Annotated in this window: 27 protein-coding genes and 2 pseudogenes; 2 read left to right on the top strand and 27 right to left on the bottom strand. The window is 31.9% G+C overall.

The window, feature by feature from the left end; all coding sequences use genetic code 11:
- Positions 1-101: 101 nt before the first annotated feature.
- The 27 genes and pseudogenes from brnQ3 to AC1RRU_RS11365 all read right to left on the bottom strand — a co-directional run bounded on the left by brnQ3 (position 102) and on the right by AC1RRU_RS11365 (position 23,945).
- A complete protein-coding gene (gene brnQ3, locus AC1RRU_RS11495) occupies positions 102-1,445 on the bottom strand; it encodes a branched-chain amino acid-like transporter carrier protein BrnQ3 (protein WP_053023650.1) in 1,344 nt (447 codons plus the stop codon).
- Positions 1,446-1,573: 128 nt separating this feature from the next.
- Complete coding sequence (locus AC1RRU_RS11490) at positions 1,574-3,463, bottom strand: vWA domain-containing protein (RefSeq protein ID WP_037559234.1); 1,890 nt, start codon at positions 3,461-3,463, stop codon at positions 1,574-1,576.
- A gap of 12 nt (positions 3,464-3,475) precedes the next feature.
- A complete protein-coding gene (locus AC1RRU_RS11485) occupies positions 3,476-4,267 on the bottom strand; it encodes an ATP-binding protein (protein ID WP_011275794.1) in 792 nt (263 codons plus the stop codon).
- A 145-nt stretch (positions 4,268-4,412) separates the two neighbouring features.
- Positions 4,413-4,616 (bottom strand): DUF6501 family protein, encoded by a 204-nt coding sequence (locus AC1RRU_RS11480; protein WP_029376685.1) that lies wholly within the window; start codon positions 4,614-4,616, stop codon positions 4,413-4,415.
- 36 nt (positions 4,617-4,652) lie between these two features.
- Positions 4,653-5,459: a VOC family protein gene (locus AC1RRU_RS11475; protein WP_037559239.1), complete on the bottom strand. Its 807-nt coding sequence runs from the start codon at positions 5,457-5,459 to the stop codon at positions 4,653-4,655.
- A 483-nt stretch (positions 5,460-5,942) separates the two neighbouring features.
- The gene (locus AC1RRU_RS11470; protein WP_011275790.1) at positions 5,943-6,155 is read right to left on the bottom strand and encodes a hypothetical protein; all 213 of its coding nucleotides are present in this window, start codon (positions 6,153-6,155) and stop codon (positions 5,943-5,945) included.
- A 97-nt stretch (positions 6,156-6,252) separates the two neighbouring features.
- Entirely contained in the window at positions 6,253-6,402 is a 150-nt protein-coding gene (locus AC1RRU_RS11465; protein ID WP_016931298.1) for a hypothetical protein, read from the bottom strand.
- 149 nt (positions 6,403-6,551) lie between these two features.
- Positions 6,552-7,823 (bottom strand): dihydrolipoyllysine-residue succinyltransferase, encoded by a 1,272-nt coding sequence (gene sucB, locus AC1RRU_RS11460; protein WP_011275788.1) that lies wholly within the window; start codon positions 7,821-7,823, stop codon positions 6,552-6,554.
- 11 nt (positions 7,824-7,834) lie between these two features.
- Positions 7,835-10,643 (bottom strand): annotated as a pseudogene (locus tag AC1RRU_RS11455) (2-oxoglutarate dehydrogenase E1 component).
- 282 nt (positions 10,644-10,925) lie between these two features.
- On the bottom strand, positions 10,926-12,287 hold the full coding sequence (locus AC1RRU_RS11450; protein ID WP_016931300.1) for a HAMP domain-containing sensor histidine kinase: 1,362 nt from the start codon (positions 12,285-12,287) through the stop codon (positions 10,926-10,928).
- A complete protein-coding gene (locus tag AC1RRU_RS11445) occupies positions 12,284-12,943 on the bottom strand; it encodes a response regulator transcription factor (RefSeq protein WP_011275785.1) in 660 nt (219 codons plus the stop codon). Before AC1RRU_RS11445 ends, AC1RRU_RS11450 begins: the two co-directional genes overlap by 4 nt.
- 191 nt (positions 12,944-13,134) lie before the next feature.
- A pseudogene (locus tag AC1RRU_RS11440) lies at positions 13,135-13,241 on the bottom strand (hypothetical protein); the annotation flags it as partial.
- Positions 13,242-13,476: 235 nt separating this feature from the next.
- Positions 13,477-14,100: a phosphatase PAP2 family protein gene (locus tag AC1RRU_RS11435; protein ID WP_016931301.1), complete on the bottom strand. Its 624-nt coding sequence runs from the start codon at positions 14,098-14,100 to the stop codon at positions 13,477-13,479.
- 18 nt (positions 14,101-14,118) lie between these two features.
- The gene (gene murG / locus AC1RRU_RS11430; RefSeq protein WP_048668054.1) at positions 14,119-15,186 is read right to left on the bottom strand and encodes an undecaprenyldiphospho-muramoylpentapeptide beta-N-acetylglucosaminyltransferase; all 1,068 of its coding nucleotides are present in this window, start codon (positions 15,184-15,186) and stop codon (positions 14,119-14,121) included.
- 18 nt (positions 15,187-15,204) lie between these two features.
- On the bottom strand, positions 15,205-15,708 hold the full coding sequence (locus tag AC1RRU_RS11425; RefSeq protein ID WP_011275782.1) for a GNAT family N-acetyltransferase: 504 nt from the start codon (positions 15,706-15,708) through the stop codon (positions 15,205-15,207).
- Positions 15,709-15,726: 18 nt separating this feature from the next.
- Positions 15,727-17,199 (bottom strand): S41 family peptidase, encoded by a 1,473-nt coding sequence (locus tag AC1RRU_RS11420; protein WP_011275781.1) that lies wholly within the window; start codon positions 17,197-17,199, stop codon positions 15,727-15,729.
- A gap of 278 nt (positions 17,200-17,477) precedes the next feature.
- Positions 17,478-17,699, bottom strand: a complete 222-nt coding sequence (locus tag AC1RRU_RS11415) for a YozE family protein (protein WP_011275780.1) — start codon at positions 17,697-17,699, stop codon at positions 17,478-17,480.
- Positions 17,699-18,199: a PTS sugar transporter subunit IIA gene (locus AC1RRU_RS11410; protein ID WP_016931302.1), complete on the bottom strand. Its 501-nt coding sequence runs from the start codon at positions 18,197-18,199 to the stop codon at positions 17,699-17,701. The genes AC1RRU_RS11415 and AC1RRU_RS11410 overlap by 1 nt, the downstream gene beginning before the upstream one ends.
- Positions 18,200-18,211: 12 nt before the next feature.
- Positions 18,212-18,640 (bottom strand): peptide-methionine (R)-S-oxide reductase MsrB, encoded by a 429-nt coding sequence (msrB, locus tag AC1RRU_RS11405; protein WP_011275778.1) that lies wholly within the window; start codon positions 18,638-18,640, stop codon positions 18,212-18,214.
- Complete coding sequence (msrA, locus tag AC1RRU_RS11400; RefSeq protein ID WP_011275777.1) at positions 18,633-19,160, bottom strand: peptide-methionine (S)-S-oxide reductase MsrA; 528 nt, start codon at positions 19,158-19,160, stop codon at positions 18,633-18,635. The genes msrB and msrA overlap by 8 nt, the downstream gene beginning before the upstream one ends.
- Before the next feature lie 113 nt (positions 19,161-19,273).
- Complete coding sequence (fakB2, locus tag AC1RRU_RS11395) at positions 19,274-20,119, bottom strand: fatty acid kinase binding subunit FakB2 (RefSeq protein WP_011275776.1); 846 nt, start codon at positions 20,117-20,119, stop codon at positions 19,274-19,276.
- Positions 20,120-20,145: 26 nt separating this feature from the next.
- On the bottom strand, positions 20,146-20,625 hold the full coding sequence (locus AC1RRU_RS11390) for a dihydrofolate reductase (RefSeq protein WP_011275775.1): 480 nt from the start codon (positions 20,623-20,625) through the stop codon (positions 20,146-20,148).
- Between the two features lie 60 nt (positions 20,626-20,685).
- Entirely contained in the window at positions 20,686-21,642 is a 957-nt protein-coding gene (locus AC1RRU_RS11385) for a thymidylate synthase (RefSeq protein ID WP_016931303.1), read from the bottom strand.
- Positions 21,643-21,878: 236 nt separating this feature from the next.
- Positions 21,879-22,313, bottom strand: a complete 435-nt coding sequence (brxA, locus tag AC1RRU_RS11380; RefSeq protein ID WP_011275773.1) for a bacilliredoxin BrxA — start codon at positions 22,311-22,313, stop codon at positions 21,879-21,881.
- 36 nt (positions 22,314-22,349) lie between these two features.
- The gene (locus tag AC1RRU_RS11375; RefSeq protein WP_011275772.1) at positions 22,350-23,462 is read right to left on the bottom strand and encodes a conserved virulence factor C family protein; all 1,113 of its coding nucleotides are present in this window, start codon (positions 23,460-23,462) and stop codon (positions 22,350-22,352) included.
- 24 nt (positions 23,463-23,486) lie between these two features.
- A complete protein-coding gene (locus tag AC1RRU_RS11370) occupies positions 23,487-23,738 on the bottom strand; it encodes a NifU N-terminal domain-containing protein (RefSeq protein ID WP_011275771.1) in 252 nt (83 codons plus the stop codon).
- 12 nt (positions 23,739-23,750) lie between these two features.
- Positions 23,751-23,945, bottom strand: a complete 195-nt coding sequence (locus tag AC1RRU_RS11365) for a zinc-finger domain-containing protein (protein ID WP_011275770.1) — start codon at positions 23,943-23,945, stop codon at positions 23,751-23,753.
- Positions 23,946-24,149: 204 nt separating this feature from the next.
- On the opposite strand from AC1RRU_RS11365, the gene AC1RRU_RS11360 reads away from it, so the two are divergent.
- Together AC1RRU_RS11360 and AC1RRU_RS11355 are read left to right on the top strand one after the other, a co-directional pair.
- A complete protein-coding gene (locus AC1RRU_RS11360) occupies positions 24,150-24,854 on the top strand; it encodes a queuosine precursor transporter (RefSeq protein WP_011275769.1) in 705 nt (234 codons plus the stop codon).
- A 118-nt stretch (positions 24,855-24,972) separates the two neighbouring features.
- Positions 24,973-25,374 carry a ribonuclease HI family protein gene (locus AC1RRU_RS11355; protein WP_011275768.1) on the top strand — a complete coding sequence of 134 codons (402 nt, stop codon included), beginning with the start codon at positions 24,973-24,975 and terminating at the stop codon, positions 25,372-25,374.
- Positions 25,375-25,463 lie beyond the last annotated feature (89 nt).

The raw sequence follows: 25,463 nt of genomic DNA, 5'->3' as shown, positions 1-25,463 counted from the left end.
AAAGAAGCCAGTAAATGAATTTGTTAAAACTCATTTACTGGCTATTTCTCTAGGGTTTATGTCCCAGACTCTTTTTTAATATAATTAATTCGTTTAGATAGCTATTCTTTTTGATAAACAATATGGTCTTGGTTTACGAATTTAGCAACGACATATCCAATAATAGTTGCGACTACTGCTATTGGGAACCATTCTAAAGAATATTGCTTTAACGGTAAAGCCTCAATAAATGACATCTTCACCCAACCATTGGTACTTATAACACTTAATATTGAAACAATACTAATAACTGCAATTGGTATTTGCTGTGCAATTGGTTTAGTTGGAATGAATCGTGCAAGTAAAATTAGTAACACAACAGTTATTGCAATTGGGTAGATGACGCTCAATACTGGTACTGACATAGAAATTACAGCATTTAAACCTAAATTTGCCAGTATGAAACTAATCAAAGTAAAAAATATTGTATAAGCTTTGTATGAAACTTTAGGGAATATTCTATTAAAATATTGACTTACAGATACAATTAAGCCACAAGCAGTTGTTAAACAAGCGAGTGCAACGATAATACCCAATAAATATTTACCGAAGACACCAAAACCATTCGCCGCCATTGTTGTTAATAAATAAGCGCCAACATTTTGATCTTTAGCTGTCAGATTTTTGAGTGTCGCGTTGTCAACGTTCATATGATTGCCTATAAAACCTAATGAAACATATATAAATACAAGCGCTATGGCTGCAATTAATCCTGACATAACAGTTTGTTTAAATATTTGATTTGCATGTTTAACCCCTGTGGCTTTTATCGCGTTAACTACAATCATTGAAAAAGCAATTGCTGCGATTGCATCCATAGTTAAGTACCCTTCTGTAAAGCCTTTTGAGAAACTTCCAATAGCTGAATTGTAATCAACCTGGTTTCCATGAGATGGTGCATTACCACTATAATCAACAAATCCTTTAATTATCATTGCTAAAATTGTTATTAATAATAATGGTGTTAATAGAGATCCTATACGATCTACAATTTTACCTGGATTTATACATAGGTAAAGAATGACTAGGAAATAGATAAGGGTGAATATAAATAGCACCAAATTACTATTTGTATGAGCAATTGGTGTCACAGTCATCTCAAATGAAGTCGAAGCTGTACGCGGAATTGCAAACAGAGGTCCTATTGTTAAATATATAATTATTAAAAATATTACAGAAAATTTAGGTGATATTTTATTTAATGAACCTACATACCCTTGTTTATCTAATGCGCCAACGATAACGCCTAACAATGGTAAGCCAATTCCTGTTAAACAAAATGCGATAACTGCTGGCCAAAAGAAATGACCACTATCTTGGCCTAAATTTGGTGGGAAAATAAGATTACCTGCGCCAAAAAACATAGCGAATAATGTAAATCCTACTATCCAAGTATTCTTATTCATAGAATTGCTCCTTTTTATGTGTATGTTTGCAATATTAAACATTCTAGCATAAAAAGGATTTACAAGTCTATGTGATTTCAGAAAATTTGAAAAGTTGATAAATATTTAAAATAGAAATCTTATATTCTTTAAAATGATTTTAGAAGTAATTTTTTTAGTAATGGCGATAAATGACTCGGCAAATTTTCTACACCTTCTACAAATAACGCGTACTGACCATAAATGTTATGAATGGTTTGTTCGATATCCTCTGTTATAACATCTTGACTTAAAAACACATTAAATACTTCAATACCGTATTTGCGGGCCATTTCTACACCTTCATAAGTGTCTAAAATACCATCTTGCGCATAATTGTATGCTGAAGGTTCACCATCGGAAAATACTATCAAGAAACGTTGATTATGACTTCTTCTTAGCAAACGTTCGCTAGCAATACGTATAGCTACGCCATCACGATTATCATCTTGTGGGTGTAAAGACATGATTCGTGGGCCACTTTTTTCCATGGTTGAATAATCATAATGAACAATTTCATCAATGATGTTAGGCTGTTTACGATCATCAGAATCAAATGCATCTTCATTGAACGCAAGTATTTCATGTTTGACATTTAATGCTTTCAATGTTTCATGGAAAAGAACAACACCTTTGATTGTCTCTTCCATCTTATCGAACATACTTGCAGATGCATCAATTAATAAAGTAAAAGTGGCATCAAACGTTTTACTTAAATCTTGTTTTTTATAAAATAATTTATATTGATCATCGATAAACCAATTTGTTAAATCTCTTTGCAAACGACCTTTAGTAAGGTTATGTCGCTCATCAACGTGCTCGCGATCAATGGTTTTCTTGATAATTTGAATTAAATCCTTAGTTTCAAATTGAACATCGTTTTTAACATTTTGATACTCTAATAAGTAATCCGGTTCGATATCGGGAACATTCCATTTAATTTCTACATTTTCATTAATCCCTTTAAGTGCGAATGACGTATTCTCTCCTATAGAGCCACCTTCATCATTATTTAATGTATTATCAGAACCACGACCCTTTTTAGTCATCATGTCTGTCATATCGTCTGTAGAATCACCTTCACGAGCAGTATCATTATCACTTATTACCTCACTATTCTCGCCCTCGTGAAGTTCCATTTCAAGGTAAGCACCGCCTTCTGATTTACTATCTTGGGCATTCGTTTCAGCTTCAGCAGTCTCAGAGTCCGTATCCTCAGAGGTATTGTCTTTTCCATCTACATTACTCGCATCTGTACGTTTTAACTCATCAAACGTCATTTCATGGATTGCCTCATATACACGACGAGGGAGATGATAATATTCATTTAACATATCTTTGGTTAGCATATCATCAATTTGAAACATAATACGTTGAGCTAAGTACATATTATCTTCTGATGTTTCATTTTGGAAAAAGTTAGGCAGATATTGAAACATAGAATTCAAAATATCGTCTAATTGTGAATGCATCATTGGAATATCAAAGAAATTCTGACTGAGAAATGCTTTTTCTAAATATAAAAATAGTAAATCAGTATAAACAGTTTTAGTTTTATAGAATTTAATTTGAGATTCAGTATAAGACAATCTCGTTTGTAAACGTAAATCTATTAATTTAGACGTACTTGGGCGTTCATTACGAATATGATTAAACACGCGCATATCTTCTAGTAATCTAAAGATTTGCTGATAAAACTTAGGGTGTTCAAACTCATCATCATGTAATACTTCATTCACAATAGATTCATCCATCATTTGATACCCATAGGCTGCGAGCATCACGTCAGTTTTAAGACCGGCTTTCTCTATATGCTCGGGACGGTGCGACCAGAACCAACTTGTGATCAATGTGTTATTAATTGGATCATAGTAAGGGAATTTTTGAATTTTAACTTGTGTTTGCTCATTTTTAAGAAGTAAGCGCGCTAAGTCTTGTAGCATCATAACTTGCTTAGCATCTAATTGCTCATCATTAAATTTGATAAAACGATCGCTCATAATAATCCCTCTCTAAAAGTTTAATTCAATCGCATTTTTGATTGCTTGTTGTTCACGCTCATCTTCTAATTTATCGATAATTGTACGTTTAATAGCACGCTCTATTGGCATTACAGTAATTAAGTCACTTAAATCTATTAATGCTCTGATACTAGCTGCTTCTTCAGAAATTTGTCCTTGTTTAGACATTGTACGTAAATCCTCATTGAATTTGATGATTTGTTCAATAATAGCATCATCTTGAAGTTGACTTTGTTGCTTAATAACGTCTTTTAATATATCACCGTCTATATAATCTACTTGAATAACAACAAAACGGTTTTTCAAAGCTTCATTCATAGGAAGTGTACCTACATAGCCTTCATTAATTGCCGCAATAACGTTGAATCCTGGCGCCGCTTTTATCACTTCTCCAGTAAATGGGTTTGTAAGTTGGCGACGATAATCTAGAACACCATTTAGTATTGGTAATGTTTCAGGTTTGGCCATATTTATTTCATCAATATAAAGGATATGTCCTTCACGCATTGCTTTAATTACAGGACCATCTATAAAAACAATTTCTTGTTGACCTTGTTCGTTTGTTTTAATTGTCTTAAAACCAAGTAGACTTTCAGCGTCTAAATCTACTGAACAGTTAACTTGATGCATTGGTGTATTAACAGCTGCACTAAGTGTTTCCGCTAATTTGGTTTTACCAGAACCTGTTGGCCCTTTAAGTAATATATTTTTATTTAAATTAAATAATGCTTTAGCATCATTAAATACGGACTCATCTGAATTAATATATTGATTCTTAATCATTTTTGTAATTTACTCTCCTTCTTTAAAATGAAAAATAGACTAAGAAGTTGCATTAAAAAAGTAATGTTGAGTATATTTCAACGATTACTTTTTCAAAATAACCCCCAAGTCTTGATTAAATCATGAACATACTTAATTATTGATACTAAACTTCTTTAAAGTACGTTTTATAATAACCACCGACTAAACCAGAATTATCAATAATTTGATAGTATTCCTCAGTTTCATTAATAACATCATATTGCTTTCCAACAGTTAACATATCAGAAACTGTGAATTTCTTAGCATCTGTATTAATCACTTCAACTTTTTTAATAGGTGTACGTGTTTTCCATGTTTCATGTAACATTGCCATAAATTTCATGCCTCCATATAATTATTGTCTTTACTTTTCTAATGTATAAATAAATGAGATGCCACTATTCTCTGTAATACGTAGTGATTGAGCATCGCCTTGATTTAACGTCTGATAAGGAATACCAATGTCATCTAATTCCTTTTGTGCATTGTTGAATGCTTCAACTGAATTTGCATTAAATTCAATTTGTTCAACGATACCTTCTTCTTTTAATTCAATAGGTTCATTAGGCTGATATAAATGAAGTTCACCACCTAAACCACCTTCGCCGATTTGAAATACTTGTATCACTTGTTCGGGAAACTCTGTTGATTCATATTCAGCATAATGCGTTAAGTTAAATACATTCTTTAGGATAGATGCAGTAACTGGCAGTTCATTAACTTTAATAATAATAGGACCAAGTCCCTGAATTTGATGTAGCGGATTTACTGTACTATCAAAAGTAGGTGTGCCTAGACCTACGCCCGTATTATGTTCATTCGAATAAATATCAAAAATTTGATGGTTGCTATCCTCGAAGTTAAAATGCTTATTACCGTTTAACTCAGTAACATCACTCGCTTGAATTTGATTTTCTTTTAATATCGTTTGATACTCATCCAATCCTGAATCTGTCGGCGTTCTCAAACCAACACTAGCGATATGTTGATTTTCATATTCAGGATTTGGCACTTCAACAAAATGTATTCGTGTACCTGGACTCAAATCTGCATCACCAAAACGTAAAGCTTGATTTTTAGATGCTACGTTTAGTCCTAAAATATCTTTAAATAGTTTATTTGTTTTAGAAAGATCACTTGTCCCTAATGTGACACTTCTAAGTCCACTCATGCATGACACCCCTAATATTTGTCTTTTCCTAATTATTATAACGCATTTTAAATATGATTTATATCATGAACTACATAATGGACCCTTAATTTAATGAGTTCAAAAATACATATGAAGAGACATTGTAATTCAAAAAATACGTATAATGAATTTAAATAAAATTTTATAATAAATATCAACAAGCCCTCCCCTACCCTTATTTTATAAGATAGGGGGATGATTTGAATTGTGCCATTTAATTGATGATTTAATTTTATATAATTGAAAATAGTTCGTTTTTAGTCAATTGACAATGCTTATACTTTAATTTTAATAGTTGTATTAATGATGAGATGTAATAATAATTGTGAGATTTATCTATTCCATTATTAGTCTATAATATAACCGCTAATTACTTTAATACTTTATTTGCTATTCTCTAAAAAATTACAATCTGAATTCTCTATACAATTGTCCTAAGAACTTTTTATAAATAAGTGTTATTTATTTTCGGCCAAGTAATATATCTTCTAACTCTTCATCTGATACTTCTGGTACAAATTTAGGTAAATCAGCATTTTTTGTGTTTGATTTATATATACCGAGCAACTTATCCATTTCTTGTTCTCTTTTCCATTTTTCCTCAATTGTTCGTGCTCTTGTCATTTTGCGAGCTATATCTCTTAATTTTATTTGTTCTTCAAAAGTTAAATCCATTTATAACACCTCGATTTATTTTAAGGGCATTGTACATTACTTGTATAATATTAATTGAATAACATCTTTAATTTTTTTATGTGTAACACTTATTTCTTTAGCTTTTCTTTTGCATTTCTCTAAGCCTTTTAATAAAGTCATCTTCACGTTTCTTAATTATTTCTTTACTCTCTTTAGGTGCTTGTTCTTCAAACATTTTCTTGTCATCTTCCCAACGATCTAGCATTGATTTCCCTTTTTTTGTCATCTTAAATTCAACTACTTACAAAGATTAGCCTATTTTATTGATTGAACTTCTATTTATGATTTTTAATTTTTGAAAATTTAAGATAAAAAATACAACGACGATGTGACGCCGTTGTATTAATATTAGTTTGAGGTTATATTCCTTTAAGATTAGCTTTCTAAAAGTAAATCTTCAGGGCTTTCGATTAATTCTTTAATCGTTTTTAAGAATCCTACTGCTTCTTTACCATCAATAATTCTATGGTCATAACTTAAAGCAATATACATCATTGGTCTATTCTCAATTGTATCTTTATCAATTGCAATTGGACGGGTAATGATTGAGTGCATACCAAGAATAGCTGCTTGGTTACCATTAATAATTGGAGTACTCATCATTGAACCAAATACACCACCATTAGTAATTGTAAATGATCCATTAACCATATCATCTAAACCAAGTTTTTTATCTCTTGCTTTAACTGCTAAGTCAGCAATAGCTCTTTCAAGTTCTGCAAAGTTTTTCTTGTCACAATCTCTTACGAAAGGAACTAATAATCCATCATCAGTAGAAACCGCAACACCGATGTCATAATATTGTTTAGTAATCATGTCATCGCCGTCAATTTCAGCGTTTACTTCCGGATATTTTTTCAATGCAGCTACAGCAGCTTTAGTAAAGAATGACATGAAACCTAATTTAGTTCCATCATGATCTTTAATAAATTGTTCTTTCTTACGTTTACGTAATTCCATTACGTTTGTCATATCTACTTCATTGAATGTAGTTAACATTGCTGTATTATTAGAAACTTCTAATAATTTTTTAGCAGCTGTTTTCTTTCTACGAGACATTTTTTCTCTAATTACAGGTTTATTAGGTGCACCTGAAGATTTTTTAGGTTCTTCTTTTTTGCTTGTTTCTTGAGAAGATTGAGATTGAGCTGCTTTTTGACTATTTTCAACATCATCTTTACGTACAACATCGTTTCCTTTTCCAGAAACAGTGCTTAAATCTACACCGTTTTCACGTGCATGGCGACGAGCTGATGGGGTTGCATTAACACGTTGATTGTTAGGATTAGATTGCGTTTCTTCATTATTTGATTGAGATTCTGTTGGTTGAGCTAATTCTTTAGTCGCTTCGTCATTGTTCGCAGATTGAGATTGGTCTGAAGATTCTTCTTTGCTTGAAGAAGCATTACCACTACCTTCGCCAACAGTTGCGATAACTTGGCCAACTTCCACAGTGTCGCCTTCAGAAGCCAATTGTTCTTGAAGTACACCTTCTTCTTCAGAAACAACTTCAACGTTTACTTTATCTGTCTCTAATTCTAGGATAGCTTCGCCTTTTTCAACGCTATCTCCCACATTTTTTAACCATTCTGCAATGGTACCCTCTGTTATAGATTCTGCTAATTCTGGAACTTTTACCTCTGGCATAATATTTCCCCCTAGTTATTTTTCAATGCTACTTTCAATAATTTGATTTTGAACAAGTTTATGAATTTCTCCATCACCTTCAGCTGGCGCTGCACGTTGAATTCTACCGTGATAACTTAAATTAAATTGGTTACCTACAAGTGATTTTAAATAAGGATAAACGAATAACCAAGCGCCTTGATTTTTAGGTTCTTCTTGAACCCAAGATACTGTTTCAAGATTAGGTAATTCATTTAATACTTCTTTAATTTCCCCTTCAGGGAATGGATATAAACGGTCAACTGCAACTAATAAAATTGAATCGTCAGGATTTTTAGCTAAATGTTCTTTTAAATCTATGAACATTTTACCTGATGCTAATACAAGTTTAGTCACTTTCTCTTTATTTCCATCCTCGACAATAATAGGTTTGAAACCACCTGAAGTGAACTGATCTATTGGTTTAGCAACTGTTTTATTTCTTAATAAGCTTTTTGGAGACATTACAATTAATGGTCTCATAGCTTCAGTACCTAAACTTTTAGCTTGTGCTCTTAATAAATGGAAATAGTTACTTGAACTAGATAAGTTAACAACTGTACTATTATTTTCAGCTGCTAGTTGTAAGAATCTTTCTAAACGTGCTGAAGAGTGTTCAGGTCCTTGACCCTCAAATGCGTGAGGTAAGAATAGCGTTAAACCACTTCTTTCTCCCCACTTAGCACGTGCTGATGACATGAAATTATCGAACATCATTTGAGCCATATTAGAAAAGTCTCCGTATTGAGCTTCCCAAATATTCATGCTATTTTTATTTTCAACATTATAGCCATATTCAAAGCCAACGACAGCTGCTTCAGATAATGGACTATTGTGAACTTCAAATGTGGCTTTTTGATTAGGCACGTGATGTAATGGTGTAAATGTATCACCATTTTCTTCATCGTGTAATACAGCATGTCTATGACTGAATGTACCACGCTCACTATCTTGTCCAGTTAATCGAACAGATATACCATCTTGAACAATCGTTGCAAATGCAAGTTGCTCAGCTTGAGCCCAGTCTACTAAACCATTTTCACTTTCGAAAGGCTCTCTACGTTTTTCTAAAACTTTATTTAGCTTTTTAAGTACATGGAAATCTTCAGGATATGTAAGCATAGCATCATTAATTTCTTTAAGATGATCTACTGAGAAATCCTTATCATCACTTTGTAAAGGTTCTTGCAATGACTCAGGTCTTTCCATATCTGGATTATCCATTTTATCTGATTTATCAATTTTGTCTTGAGCAGCACGCATTTCTTTTTGAACTTTATCCATTACGTCTTCCATTTGTTCCTTAGAAATAACGCCGTCTTCAACTAACTTATTACCATAAATAATTTCAACTGAATCATATTTGCGAATATTATGATATGGAAGTGGATTTGTAATCGAAGGTTCGTCCATTTCATTATGCCCGTAACGACGATAGCCAACTAAATCAATTACAAAATCTTTATGAAATTCTTTTCGGAATTCCATTGCAATATCAATAGCTTCAATTGTTGCTTCAACATCATCTGCGTTTACATGTAAAATTGGTACGTCATAACCTTTCGCAATATCAGTTGAATATGTTGTTGAACGTCCATCAACTGGTTCCGTAGTGAATCCAATTCTATTATTTGTGATGATGTGTAAGGCACCACCAGTTGAATAACCATCTAGGTTACTTAAATTCATTGTTTCAAAATTAATACCTTGTCCTGGGTATGCAGCATCCCCATGAATTATAATTGGCATACCTTTATGGAAATCTGTAGTTGGTTTACCAGCGTGTTTTGTGTCATCTTGTGATGCACGTGTCTTACCAATTACCACTGGCGCAACAATTTCCAAGTGACTTGGGTTATTAGCTAATGAAATTCGTTGTTCAATACCATATGAAGAAGTTGTCTTCACACCACCTAAGTGATACTTCACATCTCCTGTCCATCCAGCAGTTAGTTCAAGACTGCCATCTTCTGGTAAGAATTTCATAGGATCTGTGTGCATAAACTCAGAAATCATCATTTCATATGGTTTTTCTAGCACGTGAGTTAAAACATTTAAACGACCTCTGTGTGCCATACCAATTTGAATATTGTTAATTTCAATTTCAGCAGCACGTTTTAAGGTATGTTGTAACATTGGAACTAATGTATCAACACCCTCAATAGAGAATCGTTTAGCACCAACAAAGTTTTTGTGTAAATACTTTTCAAAGCCTTCTACATGCGCTAAAGTATCAAATAATTTTTTTCTTTCATCATTATTGATATTAGCTCTATATGGTGTTTCAATACGTCGTTTTAACCACGTACGTTCTTTATTATTATTAATATGATTATATTCAAAGGCTATCGGCCCTTTATAACGCTTCTCCATTCTTTCAATTGCCTCGTAAGCATTATCATATATATCTTTGAAATGATCAGATACAATTTCAGCTGAGACATTTTCTAATGTTTCTTTATCTAAGTTAAACTCTTCAATTTCTAACTTAGGAAGATTAGTTCTTTTAGGAGCATTAACAGGGTAAATATCAGCTTTAAGGTGACCGTATTGTCTTATATTGTCGATTAAGCGCATAATACGCTTAATTGTACCATCGCCTGCTGATGAACCACTCCCTTCAGTGGTTGACTTAGCTGCGACATGAGCTTCGCCATTTTTAATAGTGCTGAAAAGAACTTGTAAATCATCAGGCACTGAACTAGGGTCTTGTAGATAGTCATCGTATAAATCTAACATTAAACCTAGGTTAGCACCGAAGTTTACAGGAGCTTCTGTAACATCCTTGTTATCCTTTGCCATAGTATTACCCTCCACAAAATAGTTAAACCGCTTACAGGTCAATAATAGCACTATTTGTGGCTTTGATAAAGTCCATTGACTGAATATTATGGAAAAAACAAAAATACCAAATCTAGTAATTTGAATTTATATGATTTTGTGTGAAAATTGATGGAAAATTTTACTGAAAATGTGAAATAGAAATAGTTTGAATGAGTGTTTTAATTGTAGATGATTATTTGAAAGAAAGTTATGCATTAAAAAACCGGAACAACTTAATTGTCCCAGTTTCGATTTAAATATTTATTTAAATATAATTTTAAACGTTGTATATTGATTTACTTCGCTGTCAACAGTTATATAACCACCATATTGTTGTACTATCTTCTCAGCAATAGAAAGACCTAAGCCATTACCACCCTGACTTCTTGCGCGGGATTTATCAACTCTATAAAAACGGTCAAAAATGAACTCCTGATCTTCTTTAGGAATACCAAGACCATGGTCTGTAATTTCAATACTAATTTGTTTGTTTCTTAATTGAGTAGCTATCTCGATTTGCTTATTATCTTTGTCATACTTCATTGCATTATCAATAAAAATAAGTAATAACTGTTCAAACTGATGACGATTAATCTGTAATGTTAATGGTTTCTTTGATAGATGCGTTTTAAATTGATAATCAGGATGTAATTGTTTTAAAGATTTAATACGTGAACGAATTTCTTCGTTAATATTTACTTCTTCAAATTCTAATGCCTGAATATTAACTTTGTCTTTAGTCAATAATAATAATTCTTCAACCAACTTCGTTATTCGATTCATTTCCTCTAATGAAATATTAAGAGACTCTTCAAGTACAGCTGGGTCCTTTTTACCCCAACGTTGAATTAAATTTAAATGACCTTGAATGATTTGTAGCGGCGTGCGTAACTCGTGAGAAGCATCTTCAACAAATTGGCGTTGTTGGTTAAATGATTCCTCAATTTGGTACATCATATCATTAAAGGTATCGATTAAATTATCTGTTTCTTCATAGTTCGTCTTGAGTTCAAGTTTATTTTGAAATCCATCTCGTCGTATTTGAATCATCTTGTTCGACATGGTTACAAGTGGCTTAGTTAATTGCGTTGAAAAAATATAACTTATACCCGCCATAATGAAAGTTGCTAACAAACCAAATGCAATGGCTACAAAATATAAAGAACGAACGACATTGTTATATCCTTCAAGGGAGTGAATTAAAACACTATAGCCTTCAAAACGTTCACTATGTATTGGTTCTGTAATAATTAAGTAAGGGATTCCGTTATGTTTTGAAATTTGAATCGTTTCAGGATCAACAAAATCAATATCAGGTTTAAAATTAATCATATTTTCATTTGAGGATTGCATTAATTGTTTACCATTTCGATCGTAAATGATGGCTTTTTCAAAATTCTCCAACATAGCAGTCAAATCTAATGTAGTAATATTATTCATAGATCGTGATTCTACTAAATTAACGATCTCACTTGAACTGTGTTCAGCCTCATCAATCTCACCGTCTCTTAAGGTATCTTTTAAAAAGAAGATTATAACAAGACAGAAAAGAATAATTGTGCTAAACATGATTAACGTTGTAATCATCATCCACTTATATTTTAAAGTACCCTTTTTAATCATCTGATCACGTACCCAACACCACGAACGGTTTCAATCGTTTTATCTTTACCATAAGGTTTAAGTTTGTTGCGTAAATATCGAATATAAACATCTACGACATTCGTCTCAACTTCACTGTCATAGCCCCAAACATGATCTAAGATCTGTTCTCTTTGTAGCACACGGTTTCTGTTAGTTGCTAATAAATAAAGTAAGTCATATTCAGTTTTAGTGAAATCTAACTGTTCTCCATTAATTGTGACATTAAAAGCATCGACGTCTATTTTAATGCCATTGATATCAATGATATCCTTTTGAGGTTGACGACGGAGTACTGCACGAATGCGTGCAAATAGTTCTTCAATTTCAAAGGGTTTTACTATATAATCATCAGCACCATAATCTAAACCGGTCACTTTGTCATATGTATCGCTTTTAGCCGTAATAATAATGATAGGCGTTGATTGTTCCTGTCTGACACGGCGACATATTTCTAAGCCATTTATGTTTGGTAACATTAAATCTAATATAATTAAATCGTAATTATTACTTAGTGCTTTATCGAGCCCTGCCTGTCCTTCATATTCTATATCTACACTATAATTATCATGAGTTAGTTCTAGTTCTAAGAAGCGGGCTAAATTTTGTTCATCTTCCACAATAAGTATATTAGTCATTATTATTTTCACCTCTTTTATTATGCATTAATCATATTTTAAATAGCTAGAATGAGTTAAATCAATGATCCGTTTTTGAATACATATTCTTATAATATAAGCTATATTTTATCACAGTAAAGACTGAAAATAGAGAATGGATTAAAATTGTAATGATATAATCAAATTTAAATGAGAATTTTTCGCAATTATAATTGACAATGATTATCAATGATGTATAATAGTATTTGAAAATGATTATCAATACCGAATAAGACAATTCCCCCCACATATATTTCGTTCTTAAAGGATTGGTCATTTTCAAGTTATTCCCCTTTTATATGCCCGTAAAAGACTAACGTTAAAGTTTCAAACTTACTTTAAACGTTTTAATAAAAAGCAGTGAATCTAATGCCGAGGTTCACTGCTTTTTTATTTAGTTTTACTGATTTGATTAAATCTTTTGAATATCTACCAAATCAAATAGCTTATTTTTAATCCTTTAAAAAAATCGAGATACAATCTCGCATTTTAAGAATGTATCTCGATATATTTTACGTAGCTGTTGGATATAAATGATTTTTAAGTATTAAAGTTGAAAGAACAATACAGAAAGCACCGCCAATTATACCAGCAATGACATCTGTAGGATAATGCACACCTAAATATACTCTTGAAATAGAAATCAGAAGAATAAATAATGCGCATAATCCTATAATAATTCCTTTATTATGACCTGATGCTTTTCTATTGGCTATGAACATCGCACTACCAAAGAATGATGTTGACCCCATAGCATGGCCACTAGGAAAGCTAAATCCAGATATATCAATTAATCGTAATAATGTTGGGCGCTCTCGGTCAAAAATATTCTTCAGTAATGGATTTAATATACTTGAAAGAGACATAACAATCACAAAGAATAGCGCTTCGATTTTAAAGCGTTTTAACATTAAATATGCGACTAACATTAGAGATAGACAGACCATTGCCCATACTTCTCCTAACTTAGTGGCACCCAAAAGGATAGAAGTAGTGATGAAACTTTCAGATGAATAAATAAATTCATATACTTCAGTATCAATCCATTTACCCAGTCTAGACTCATGGAAGGATGCAATGATACCAAATATTAAGGTGAAAACGATTAGCAAAGTAATACGTTTTGTACGATTCATTATCTGCACCTCCTGAGTTTATAGAGCGTCCTTTAAAATTTTATTAAATAGATCTTCTTTCGTATAACTTTCTCTGTAAGTCTCCATTTGTTTAATGATTGACTCTCGATCATTTTCAATTTCTTTAAGTTGTTCTAATAATTTAACCTGTGTAAGTTGATCTTCAGGGATGGTTCTACCATACCCTTTAGATTCAAAATTCTCAGCATTATCAATTTGATCACCACGTGATTGATCAAGTCCTAAAGGTATTAATAACATAGGAATACGCAATGTTAAAAATTCATAAATAGCATTAGATCCTGCACGGCTAACTACAGTATCTGTAATAGCTAATAAATCTGTTAACTCTTCTTTAACAAATTCATACTGAACATAGCCTTTAGCATCAATACTAGAATCAACTAGTCCATGACCTGTTAAATGAATAATTTGATAGTCTTGAAGTAATGCTTCTAAATTTTCACGTATAGCTTGATTAAGCTTTTTACTACCTAAGCTACCACCCATGACGAGTAATACTTTTTTTGAGGCGTCGAAACCTGTTAACTGGTATCCACGTGATTGATTACCTTCTTTTAAGTCTTGTCGAATGGTAGCGCCAACGAAGTCTGCTTTATCTTTAGGTAAATATTTTAATGTATCTTCAAATGTTGTATAGATTTTTTTAGCAAATTTCAGTGAAATTTTATTAGCTAAGCCTGGTGTTAAATCCGATTCATGTATAATTGTTGGAATGTTTAGTGAGCGTGCAGCTATTACTACGGGTACTGAAACAAATCCTCCCTTAGAAAATAATAGGTCTGGTTTTTCTCTTTTTAATACTTTGCGTGCATCAATAACACCTTTTAAAACTTTAAATGCGTCTTTCGCATTATCAACTGATAGATATCGACGTAATTTACCACTAGATATTGGATAATATTCAATGTTAGGTAATTGTGATTCAATCATTTCACGTTCTATACCTGTTTTAGAACCAATATAAAATGCGTCGTGCCCTTTATCAGTAGCTGTTGGAATTAAACTTAAATTGACCGATACATGTCCAACAGTACCGCCACCGGTAAATGCTATTTTAGACATAGTAATTAACCTCTATTCTTAAATGTTTTTATAATATGCGTAGAATGGTGCGCCTCTATCAAATGGATGATAGTCAATTTCTGCTTCACCGACTTTTATGAAACCAAATTTTTCAAATAATCCTTGTGCTGGCTTATTTAGAGCAAAAGTATCAGTTAAAAGAACATGGATATTATGTTCTTCAGCTAACTTAACTGCGAAATCAAATAACTCTGTAGCTGCTCCTTTATACTGTTGTGATCCAGCAAGTCTATGAATGACATAGGCGCCTTCACGATCGATTGGCCATTCTAACTCATCATACCATTCTGATTGTTGTTGGTCGACCACGATAAAGCCATAAATTGTGTCATTTTCTTCCAACACATATAGTGTTTCGGTATTGATGTCTTCTTCAAAGTGTTCTGTAACGGGATATTTATCATCCCATTGATTATTATTAAATTCTTTCATTAATTTTTTGGCTTCTTCAACTAAAGTTTCTATTTGTGAAATATCTTGCATATTACCTAGTCTTATCATTGTTTGTGACACACCTCTTTATTTTAGTTTATTAATTAATTCATCTAAAACTTTATCTTCTTTATTAGCTTTTTCAACTAATAACTGTGTAAATTTCTCATTAGTTTTTTTATCAAATTTACCATTTACTGATAATTCATGTTCTGATTGGAATTTTTTAATAGCTGATTCCAACTGTGTATCAAATTGTTTAGAATCATTGTTAACGTTGTAGCCTAATGCATCTAAACCGATTTTGATAGATTTCACGTATTTTGTATTATCACCAACAGAATAAGATTTATCAGTTGGAATGACACTGATAGATTGATATTGAGGTGAAGCTATTTTTGTATCAGGTTGTATACCTTTCCCATGAATATTATGACCATCAGGTGTTAACCATTTCATTTGTGTATATTTCAATAATGAGCCATCTTTAAATTCACGAGTTGTCTGTACTATTCCCTTACCAAAAGTTTTTGAACCGTAAACTTTAGCTTTTTTGTGGTCTCTCATTGCACCAGTAAATACTTCTGATGCACTGGCAGAACCTTCATTTACTAGTATACTAACTTTCATGTCTTTAGCTTCGTTAGAAGCGTCATTTGACGTTTTGATTGATTCTGTGTCATCGCCTTTTTCAAGTTTTACAACTGTCTGATCTTTATCTATAAAGATATTAGCCATTTTTACTGCTTCATCAAGTAGACCACCAGGATTATTTCTTAAATCTAATACTATACTACGAACACCGTCTTTATGAGCTTTAATAATAGCAGATTTAAGTTCGCCTGCAGTATTATCTTGGAATTTGTTTATAGTAAATACTCCAATGTTGTCTTTCTTCTTATATTCCACGCTTTTTACATGGATTTTACCACGTTTTATTTTAATTTCTTTTTCTTGAGAACCACGTTTTATTGTTAGTTTGACAGTTGTTCCCTCTTTACCACGTACTAATTTTACTACTTGATCTAAAGGTTTACCTACTACGGATTTTCCATCCACTTTAGTAACAACATCTTTTGGTTGGATACCGGCTTTTTCAGCAGGAGAATCTTTCATAGGGCTAGTAATCATTATTTGTTTATCTTTTTTTTGCATTTCTGCACCAATGCCTACAAAGTCGCCTGAAACATCTTCATTAAAGCTTTTCGTTTCGTCTTTAGTCATGTATTCAGAATACGGATCTTTAAGTTCTTTAACCATGCCATCTATAGCAGCCTCAGATAATTTACCAGCATTTTGTTTTTTATAGTAATCATTATTCAGTGTCTTATAAGCATATTCAATTTTTTTAATTTCTTGACGCTCATCTTTAGTTAATCCGCTTATTTTGTGACTAATGCCAATTGTTGCTGCAACTGTAATCCCAGCTGTAATAATCACAACTCCTAATAAAAGTAATATGAACTGCCAAGTTTTAAATTTAATTCTTTTATTAGAAGATGATTCGTTTTTATGATTGGAGTCTAAATTACTTTGTTTTTCCTCAGGATTATGACTCATAAAAAAACACTTCCTCATATAACATCTTATGTATTTATAATTTTATCTAAAAAGATAATATAAGTATGTCGTTATTTAAATACAAGCGCAACTTTTAAGAAATAAGTTGAATAAAAAAGCACAAAAGGAGTGGGACAGAATTCGTAAAGAATTCGTTCCACCCCCGCTAAGATGACTAGAATTGAGAAAATTTGATATACTACTCATTTAGCCAGCTGTTATGAAATTTTTAATGCAATTTTAATATGATACATGTGCTAATCACATTACTGAGTAAGTCAGAATTTTAACCATTCTATATACTCTTCATATAAATCATCAAACTCTGACATGGGTACTGATATGTCGCTTTGCATTTCAATATAGTCAGACAATTGATTGAAATCTTTTTCATGTTTTGGAAAAGACAAATCATTAAATATTTCTTCAGCTAAGTCTCCCTTGCTATCTTTACGGCCTCTAACCGTTAGAGCAAATTGATAGAATGAATGTTCTTTCATTAGCTCATAGTCACATCAACAACTTTAGTTTCACCTTTAATGACTGCTTTAACATCATTGACGTGAATTGATTCAGTTTGATCTGAATTTGTAATAATAATTGGTGAAATAACATCTTTCGCATTATTTCTAATATATTCTAGATCAAATTTAAGTAATGGATCACCAACTTGAACAGTGTCGCCACTACTTACTAAGATTTCGAAACCTTGACCATCTAATTGAACAGTGTCTAAACCAATATGAACTAATATTTCTAAACCATTATCTGCTTTAAGTCCTATTGCGTGTTTAGTTGGAAATACATTGTCAACTTTACCTTCAATTGGAGAAACAACTTCTCCTTCAGTTGGGTTAATACCAAAGCCTTCGCCCATCATTTTTTGTGCAAATACTGGATCTGGAATATTCTCAATATTAATATATTCGCCAGTTAATGGTGCATAAATTTCAATTTCTTTATTAACTTCTTTACCTTTACCAAATAATTTTTTAAACATAATTAGTCACTCCTATTTTTCAAAATGCGGAATTAAATCTCCATATCCAAGTTCTTCTAACTTATCATAAGGGATAAATTGAATCGCTGCAGAATTAATACAATAACGTAGTCCACCACTTTCTTTCGGACCATCGTTGAATACATGACCTAAATGACTGTTAGCATCTTCTGATCTGACTTCTGTTCTAATCATACCAAATGTTTTATCTACGAGTTCAATGATTTCATCATCATCAATTGATTTAGAAAAACTAGGCCATCCACAGTTAGATTCAAACTTTTCTTCTGAAGTAAACAATGGTTTGCCTGAAATTTTATCTACATAAATACCCTTATCAAAATGATTCCAATATTCATTTTGAAATGGAGGTTCAGTACCATTTTCTTGAGTAACTAAATATTCCATTTCATTTAATTCATTTTTATCTTTTTTAATCATTTTGAGACCCCCAATGTGTTTCGATAAATGATTTTCTTCCTGATCCACGTTGATATTGCTCATAATGAGCAGGGTTTTTCTTGTAATAATCTTGATGATAGTCTTCCGCAGGATAAAAGTTTTTGTATGGAAGAATCGGCGTTATAACAGGTTTTTTAAAAATACCTTCTTCATTTAATTGTTGTATTTTAAGTTCAGCTGCTTTCTTTTGCTCTTCATCATGATAAAAGATAGCCGGTTCATAGCTTTCTCCTCTATCGAAGAATTGACCACCGCCGTCTGTAGGGTCAAAAGTTTTAAAATATACATCTAAGATATTTTCAAAGGACGTAATGTCTGAGTTGAACTGAATTTGAACAGCTTCCCTATGTCCAGTTTGATTAGTACAAACTTGTTCATAGGTTGGATTTTCAACATGACCTCCACTATATCCAGATACTACCTCTTCAATACCGGGATATGATGTAAAAGGCTTAACCATACACCAGAAACATCCTCCAGCTAAAGTTGCATATGCCATATTATTACCTCCTCTGTCATTATTTAAATTTACGATATAAATACTTTTATTTAAAGTAATCTACTCACAATGATGAATTTTATTAAAAGAACATTAGGAAGTAAGCAATAAGATTAATTTGATTCACGAACGACAACCAAGCCGATTGCTCCTTGACCGGTATGGGTTGAAATAACTGGTGTCGTTACATTAACATCATATTTCTGTTGGCCGAATGCCTCATCAAATTGCAACTTAAGCTTGTCAACAAAGTCAAGAACGTTTGCGTGAGCAACACCAATCGATTTAATTTTATGTTTATCGATAAATTCTGAAATTTCTTTTTTTAGATATTGAATACTAGAATTTTGTGTACGTGCATTATGTACGATTTCTAAATATCCATCTTCTAAAGTGCCGACGGGTTTAATTTTCATTATATTACCAATAAAACCTTTAGTCTTACTTATGCGTCCACCTTTAATTAATTGATTTAATTGTCCAATTACAACAAAGAGTTTAATGTTCTTTTGTAATTCTTTAAGTTTGTTTACGATTTGATTAGACGAAAGATTCGTATTAATTAATTCAACAAGTCGTTGGATTTGGTAGCCGAGTCCGAATGAAATAGATTTGGAATCAATTACGGTTACTTTAGTGTCAACCATATCACTAGCTTGCAAAGCAGTTTGGTATGTACCACTTAGGCCTGATGACATATGGATACTAAAGATTTCAACATCCTCTTTACCAAGTTCTTCGTATAGTTCAATAAATTTCCCGATTGGTGGTTGGCTTGTTTTTACGTCGGCATCTTCCTCAATTCGTTGAATAAAAGCCTCAGATGTAATATCTATTTGATCAACAAATGATTTTCCGTCAATCGTTAAGCTTAAAGGTACTACGTGTATATTATGTTGTTTTAGATACTCATGTGATAAATCTGATGTAGAATCAGTCACGATAATTTGTTTAGTCATAAGTGCCTCCGGTTTATCAATTTAATTTAATGTTTACGTACTAAATGTAAAAACGTATGTGGAATTGTATTTTTCTCATCTAACTCTCCGTCTACCGATGACTCTACTTCCCATTCTTCAAAAGTATAAGGTGGGAAAAATGTATCGCCCTGGTGTTTACCATTAACAACAGTAATGTACATATCATCTACTTTATCAATCATTTCTTCAAATAATGACTGACCACCAAAGATAAAAATATGACCTTCTAATTTGTAAATATCATCTATAGAATGAATCACATCTACACCATCAACGTTAAACGTTGTGTCACTCGTTAACACTACATTTCTTCTGTTAGGAAGCGGTTTACCAATTGACTCAAATGTTCTTCTCCCCATCACTAGCGTGTTTCCAGTTGATAATTTTTTAACATGTTTCAAATCATTAGGTAAATGCCATGGTAAATCATTATTATATCCAATAACGCGTTGTTCATCATGTGCTACCAAAATTGATAAAGTCATATTTCCCTTCCCCTCCGTATGAAAAATTGTTTATATTAATAATCGCAAAATTCCAGCATATTATACTGCAATTGGTGCCTTAATTGCTGGGTGTGAGTTATATCCAATTAATTCTAAATCTTCGTAATTGATATCGAAAATAGATGCATTTGAATTAATTTTTAAAGTTGGCGGATCAAAACTGTTTCTAGACAATTGTGTTTTTATTGCTTCAATATGATTAGAGTAAATATGTGCGTCACCAAAAGTATGCACAAATTCTCCAACTTCAAGATTACACTCTTTTGCTATTAAATGTGTTAATAATGCATAGCTAGCAATATTAAATGGTACACCTAAGAAAATATCTGCACTTCGTTGATACAATTGACAACTTAATCTGCCATCTTGAACATAAAATTGGAACATAGTATGGCATGGTGGCAAAGCCATGCTATCTATTTCTGTTGGATTCCATGCTGAGACAATATGTCGGCGAGAATTTGGACTATTTTTAATTTGTTCAATAACGGTTTTAAGTTGATCAAAGTGGTTACCTTCTTTATCTACCCAATCTCTCCATTGTTTACCATATACATTACCTAAATCTCCGTATTTTTTTGCAAATGAGTCATCATTTAAAATGTGTTGTTTGAATTTAGACATTTCTTCTTTATACAGTTCATTAAATTCATCATCTTGTAGTGCTCTATGACCAAAATTAGTCATATCAGGACCATGATAATCATTAGATTGCACATATTTCTCGAAGGCCCACTCATTCCAAATATTATTATTATATTTTAGTAAGTATTGTATATTTGTATCGCCTTTAATAAACCATAATAATTCTGTAGCGATAAGTTTGAAAGATACTTTTTTTGTTGTAAGTAATGGGAAACCCTTAGATAAATCAAATCGTAACTGATGACCAAATTTAGAAATAGTACCGGTATGAGTACGATCATCCCGTTGATTACCAATTTCTAATATTTCTTCGCATAAAGCATGATAAGCTGAATCAAAGGAATTTAACATTTTGCTCATCTCCTAGAATTGTTTATATTAATGAATATTATACTAGATAATGCGTATTTATAAAATTAAAATAAAAAAATCCCAAATATAAAATTAGTTTTTAATTTTATATTTGGGATTGAAAAGTGAGTACTTATTTACTCAATTCAAGTTTATACCCTTAATTTAGGCTGATAATAGTAACTCTGAGTGTATTCTCTAATATGGATGATTCAAATTATTTAAAATTATACTGCTTAGCAGTTTTCGTCAAATGCATCTTTAATATCCATACAGATATCTTGAATGTCACGACCTTCGATATGTTCTCTAGGGATAAAATGTTTTAATTCTGTTCCTTTAAATAAAGCGTAGGATGGACTTGATGGAACTTGTTGAATGTACTCTCGCATCGTTTGAGTTGCTTCTTTATCTTGTCCAGCAAATACAGTGATTTTATTTGTTGGTTTTTTATCATTTTGCTCTGCTACGGCAACAGCTGCAGGTCTGGCTAAGCCAGCAGCACAACCACATGTAGAGTTAATTACTACAAATGTTGTATCTTCTTCGTTAACATTTTTCATATAATTTGATACATCTTCACTTGTTTCTAAACTTTCAAAACCATTTTCAGTGAGTTCAGCTCTCATTTGTTGTGCTAATTCTTGCATATATTGTTCATAAGGATTCATAATTTTCACTCCTAATTTAGTTTTACTTTAACATAATTATTTATTTCGATTAGCTATTTGTTTCCATACAGAACCTAGTGCCTCATCACCATTTTCAATTCTAGAAATTGCCATCTCAATTTGAAGTTTGACCTCATAAGCAGGATCATTAGCGTGTGACTTTAGACTAGGTAATTGTTCAGGTCCGCCTTCATCAAATAGGAACATAGCAGCTCTCCAACGTACAATTTTTTGCGGATCATTTAAGGCATTTTCCATTTCAGGCAGAGCCTCTTTAAAACCTAAATCACTTAAGCAATCTCCAGCAGTGCGTCTAACAGCTGGATTCTTATCACGCAAGCCTTTATATAAGTATGGCAGAATTTCTTTTTCTTCAATCATGCCTATTAATACTATAGCTTGTCGTCTTAGGGGTGCTTTATCTTCTTGTAAAGCTTCATCTAATAGGTCAATATCTTGAAGTGTAGGTGTTGGAAATTCTTTTAACATTCTTAATTTATCTTTCCAATCAGTAGCCTCTTTATATTCATTTAAAGTTACATGGTGATATTGTTGCTGAGGAATAACAATATCAGTTTCTAATGCAGTTTGAACTAGAGATGCTAACTTTTCAGATGGATATAAAGCAATGATTTCTTCGTACACTTCATTCATAACTTCTTCTAAATCACCGTATCTAACTCCCAAATCTTGCCATTTACGTAAAAACACAACATTGTCTCCATCTTTTTGAGCTTTTAACATACTCTCAACAAAATAGTCCGGCAACTGTTTACGACTTTCATCTGAAGTCGTAGTGAGTTTAATTTGATATGGAATACCTTTAAACATAAGTGCTTCAGCTTTAATCTCTCCATAGTGTTCATCGGGCTTATGTGATGAATCTATAAATGATTCATTATTTAAAGTTGAAGTGATTTGAGGTAAGACCACTTCCCAATCGGATTTAGGCTCTTTATCAATAGCTAAGAAGTCCATCACATAAAATATAGATTTGACACCGTCAATTGCTAATAAATCATTAATAAATTGTGGTTGTTGTTCTTCTATATATGTGAATGTATTAGATTTATTGTCTTCCCTTTTGTTAGATAATACGATTTTCATAGTATTAGGGCTTGGTGTCGGCTCTACTCTTAATATTTCCATAAGTGCATGTCCCCTTGTAAATATTTATTCAAAAGTAGATTGAATTTGAGGAAGAATATTATTCCAATCTGCATTATCTTCTTTATCGACAGAAATAAAATCCATAACATAGAATATTGATTTTACACCATCAATATCGAACAGTTTATTTATGAAATCAGGTTGTCCTTCTTGTGCAGAAGTAAATGTATTAGATTTATTATCTTCTCTTTTTTCACTTAGGTTAATTTTCATAGTCTTATGATTTGGTGTTTCTTCAATTGAAACAATTTGCATAGTCCTTACCTCCTATTGAAGTTCATTACCTAATTGTTTGATTTGTTTACCTATTGAACACTCAGATATACAAAAATGGTGTGCTTGTGTCTTACCTTCGGTCTTTCTGATATGTGTTTTTAGTAAACATTTGTCACAATAAGTATTCATTAATTCATCAATTTTATCAATTGCTTCTTGTTCGGAATGTGTAAGTATAACAGTCACTCCTTAAGTACAGTATTGTCTTAATATAAGCATGGAATAAGTATAACTTAATTTGTATTTATTTTGAAATAATCGATTTAATAAATAATAAGTGTTGATGAAAATGGTAAGTCGTATTGCATTTATGTAGTAATTACTATAAAATGATTAAGTTGTTTTTGCGGTTTCTAAACACCCGCATCATCAAAATTTAGGAGGATATTTATGTATAATGAAATTTTCGGTGTAGCAACATTTCTTGTTACATTTATATTAATGGTTATAATGTTTCGATGTTTTGGCAAACAGGGCTTAATTGCTTGGGTAGCAATTGGTACAATTATTGCTAATATTCAAGTAATCAAAACAGTTCATATTTTTGGTATTTCTGCTACTTTGGGTAATGTGATGTTTGCGTCTATTTATTTAGCTACAGATATACTAAATGACATATATGGTCGTAAAGTTGCGAAGAGAGCTGTATGGTTAGGATTCTCTTCTACATTGGTTATGATTATTGTTATGCAAATGTCACTACATTTTATACCTGCACCTGAAGATATGGCTCAAAAATCATTATCAACAATATTTGATTTAGTGCCAAGAATTGCAGTAGGTTCCATTATTGCGTATATTATTGGACAACACGTCGATGTATTTATTTTCTCTACAATTAAAAAGGTATTCAGCTCAGATAAAACATTTATCATTCGTGCTTATGGTAGTACCATGTTAAGTTCAATTATTGACACAGCACTGTTTGTCACAATTGCGTTTGCAGGAACTTTACCAAATATGGTTGTATTCGAAATATTCATTACAACTTATTTATTAAAACTTATTTCTACTATATTTAATGTACCATTCGGTTATATAGCTAAGTCTATGTATCGTAAAGGTCAAATTCATAAACTAGATAAGGGATATTAAAGAATATTATGGGAATGGAAATGATTTCTTAATGAAATCTATGCCATTCCTTATTTTCTTATTTTGTAATACGATAAGAATAGTGAAATTATAAAAATTAAAAAGGTGTTAATTTTATATGGCAAAAATTTACTTTGATGCAGCTACCAGAGGTAATCCTGGGCGAAGTGCATGTGGAATAGTTATCAAAGAAAATGATGAAAAGTATGTATATACGCACGACTTAGGCGAACTAGATAATCACAGTGCGGAATGGGCTGCCCTTATTCATGCACTTGAACATGCTCGTGAACTGAATGTTGTTAATGCTTTATTATATACTGATTCAAAATTAATTGAAGATAGTGTTAATCAAGGATTTGTAAAAAGCGCACGATTTAAACCATATTATGAGAATTTGGAAATACTCGAAAAAAGTTTTGAATTGGTGTTTGTAAAATGGGTACCTAGAGAACAAAATAAAGAAGCAAATCAAATGGCACAACAAGCATTGTTTAAACTAATTAAAAAGAAAATATAACATTATTTAAATACATAGAGTCCGGGACATAAAGTTCTTGGATAAGTGAAAAAAAGACAATTTCTATTGAAATAATATAGAAATTGTCT

The sequence above is a fragment of the Staphylococcus sp. GW821-FHT11H10 genome (assembly GCF_058807855.1).
The sequence above is the reverse complement of the archived record's forward strand: the minus strand, read 5'-3'. Positions and strand labels throughout refer to the sequence as shown.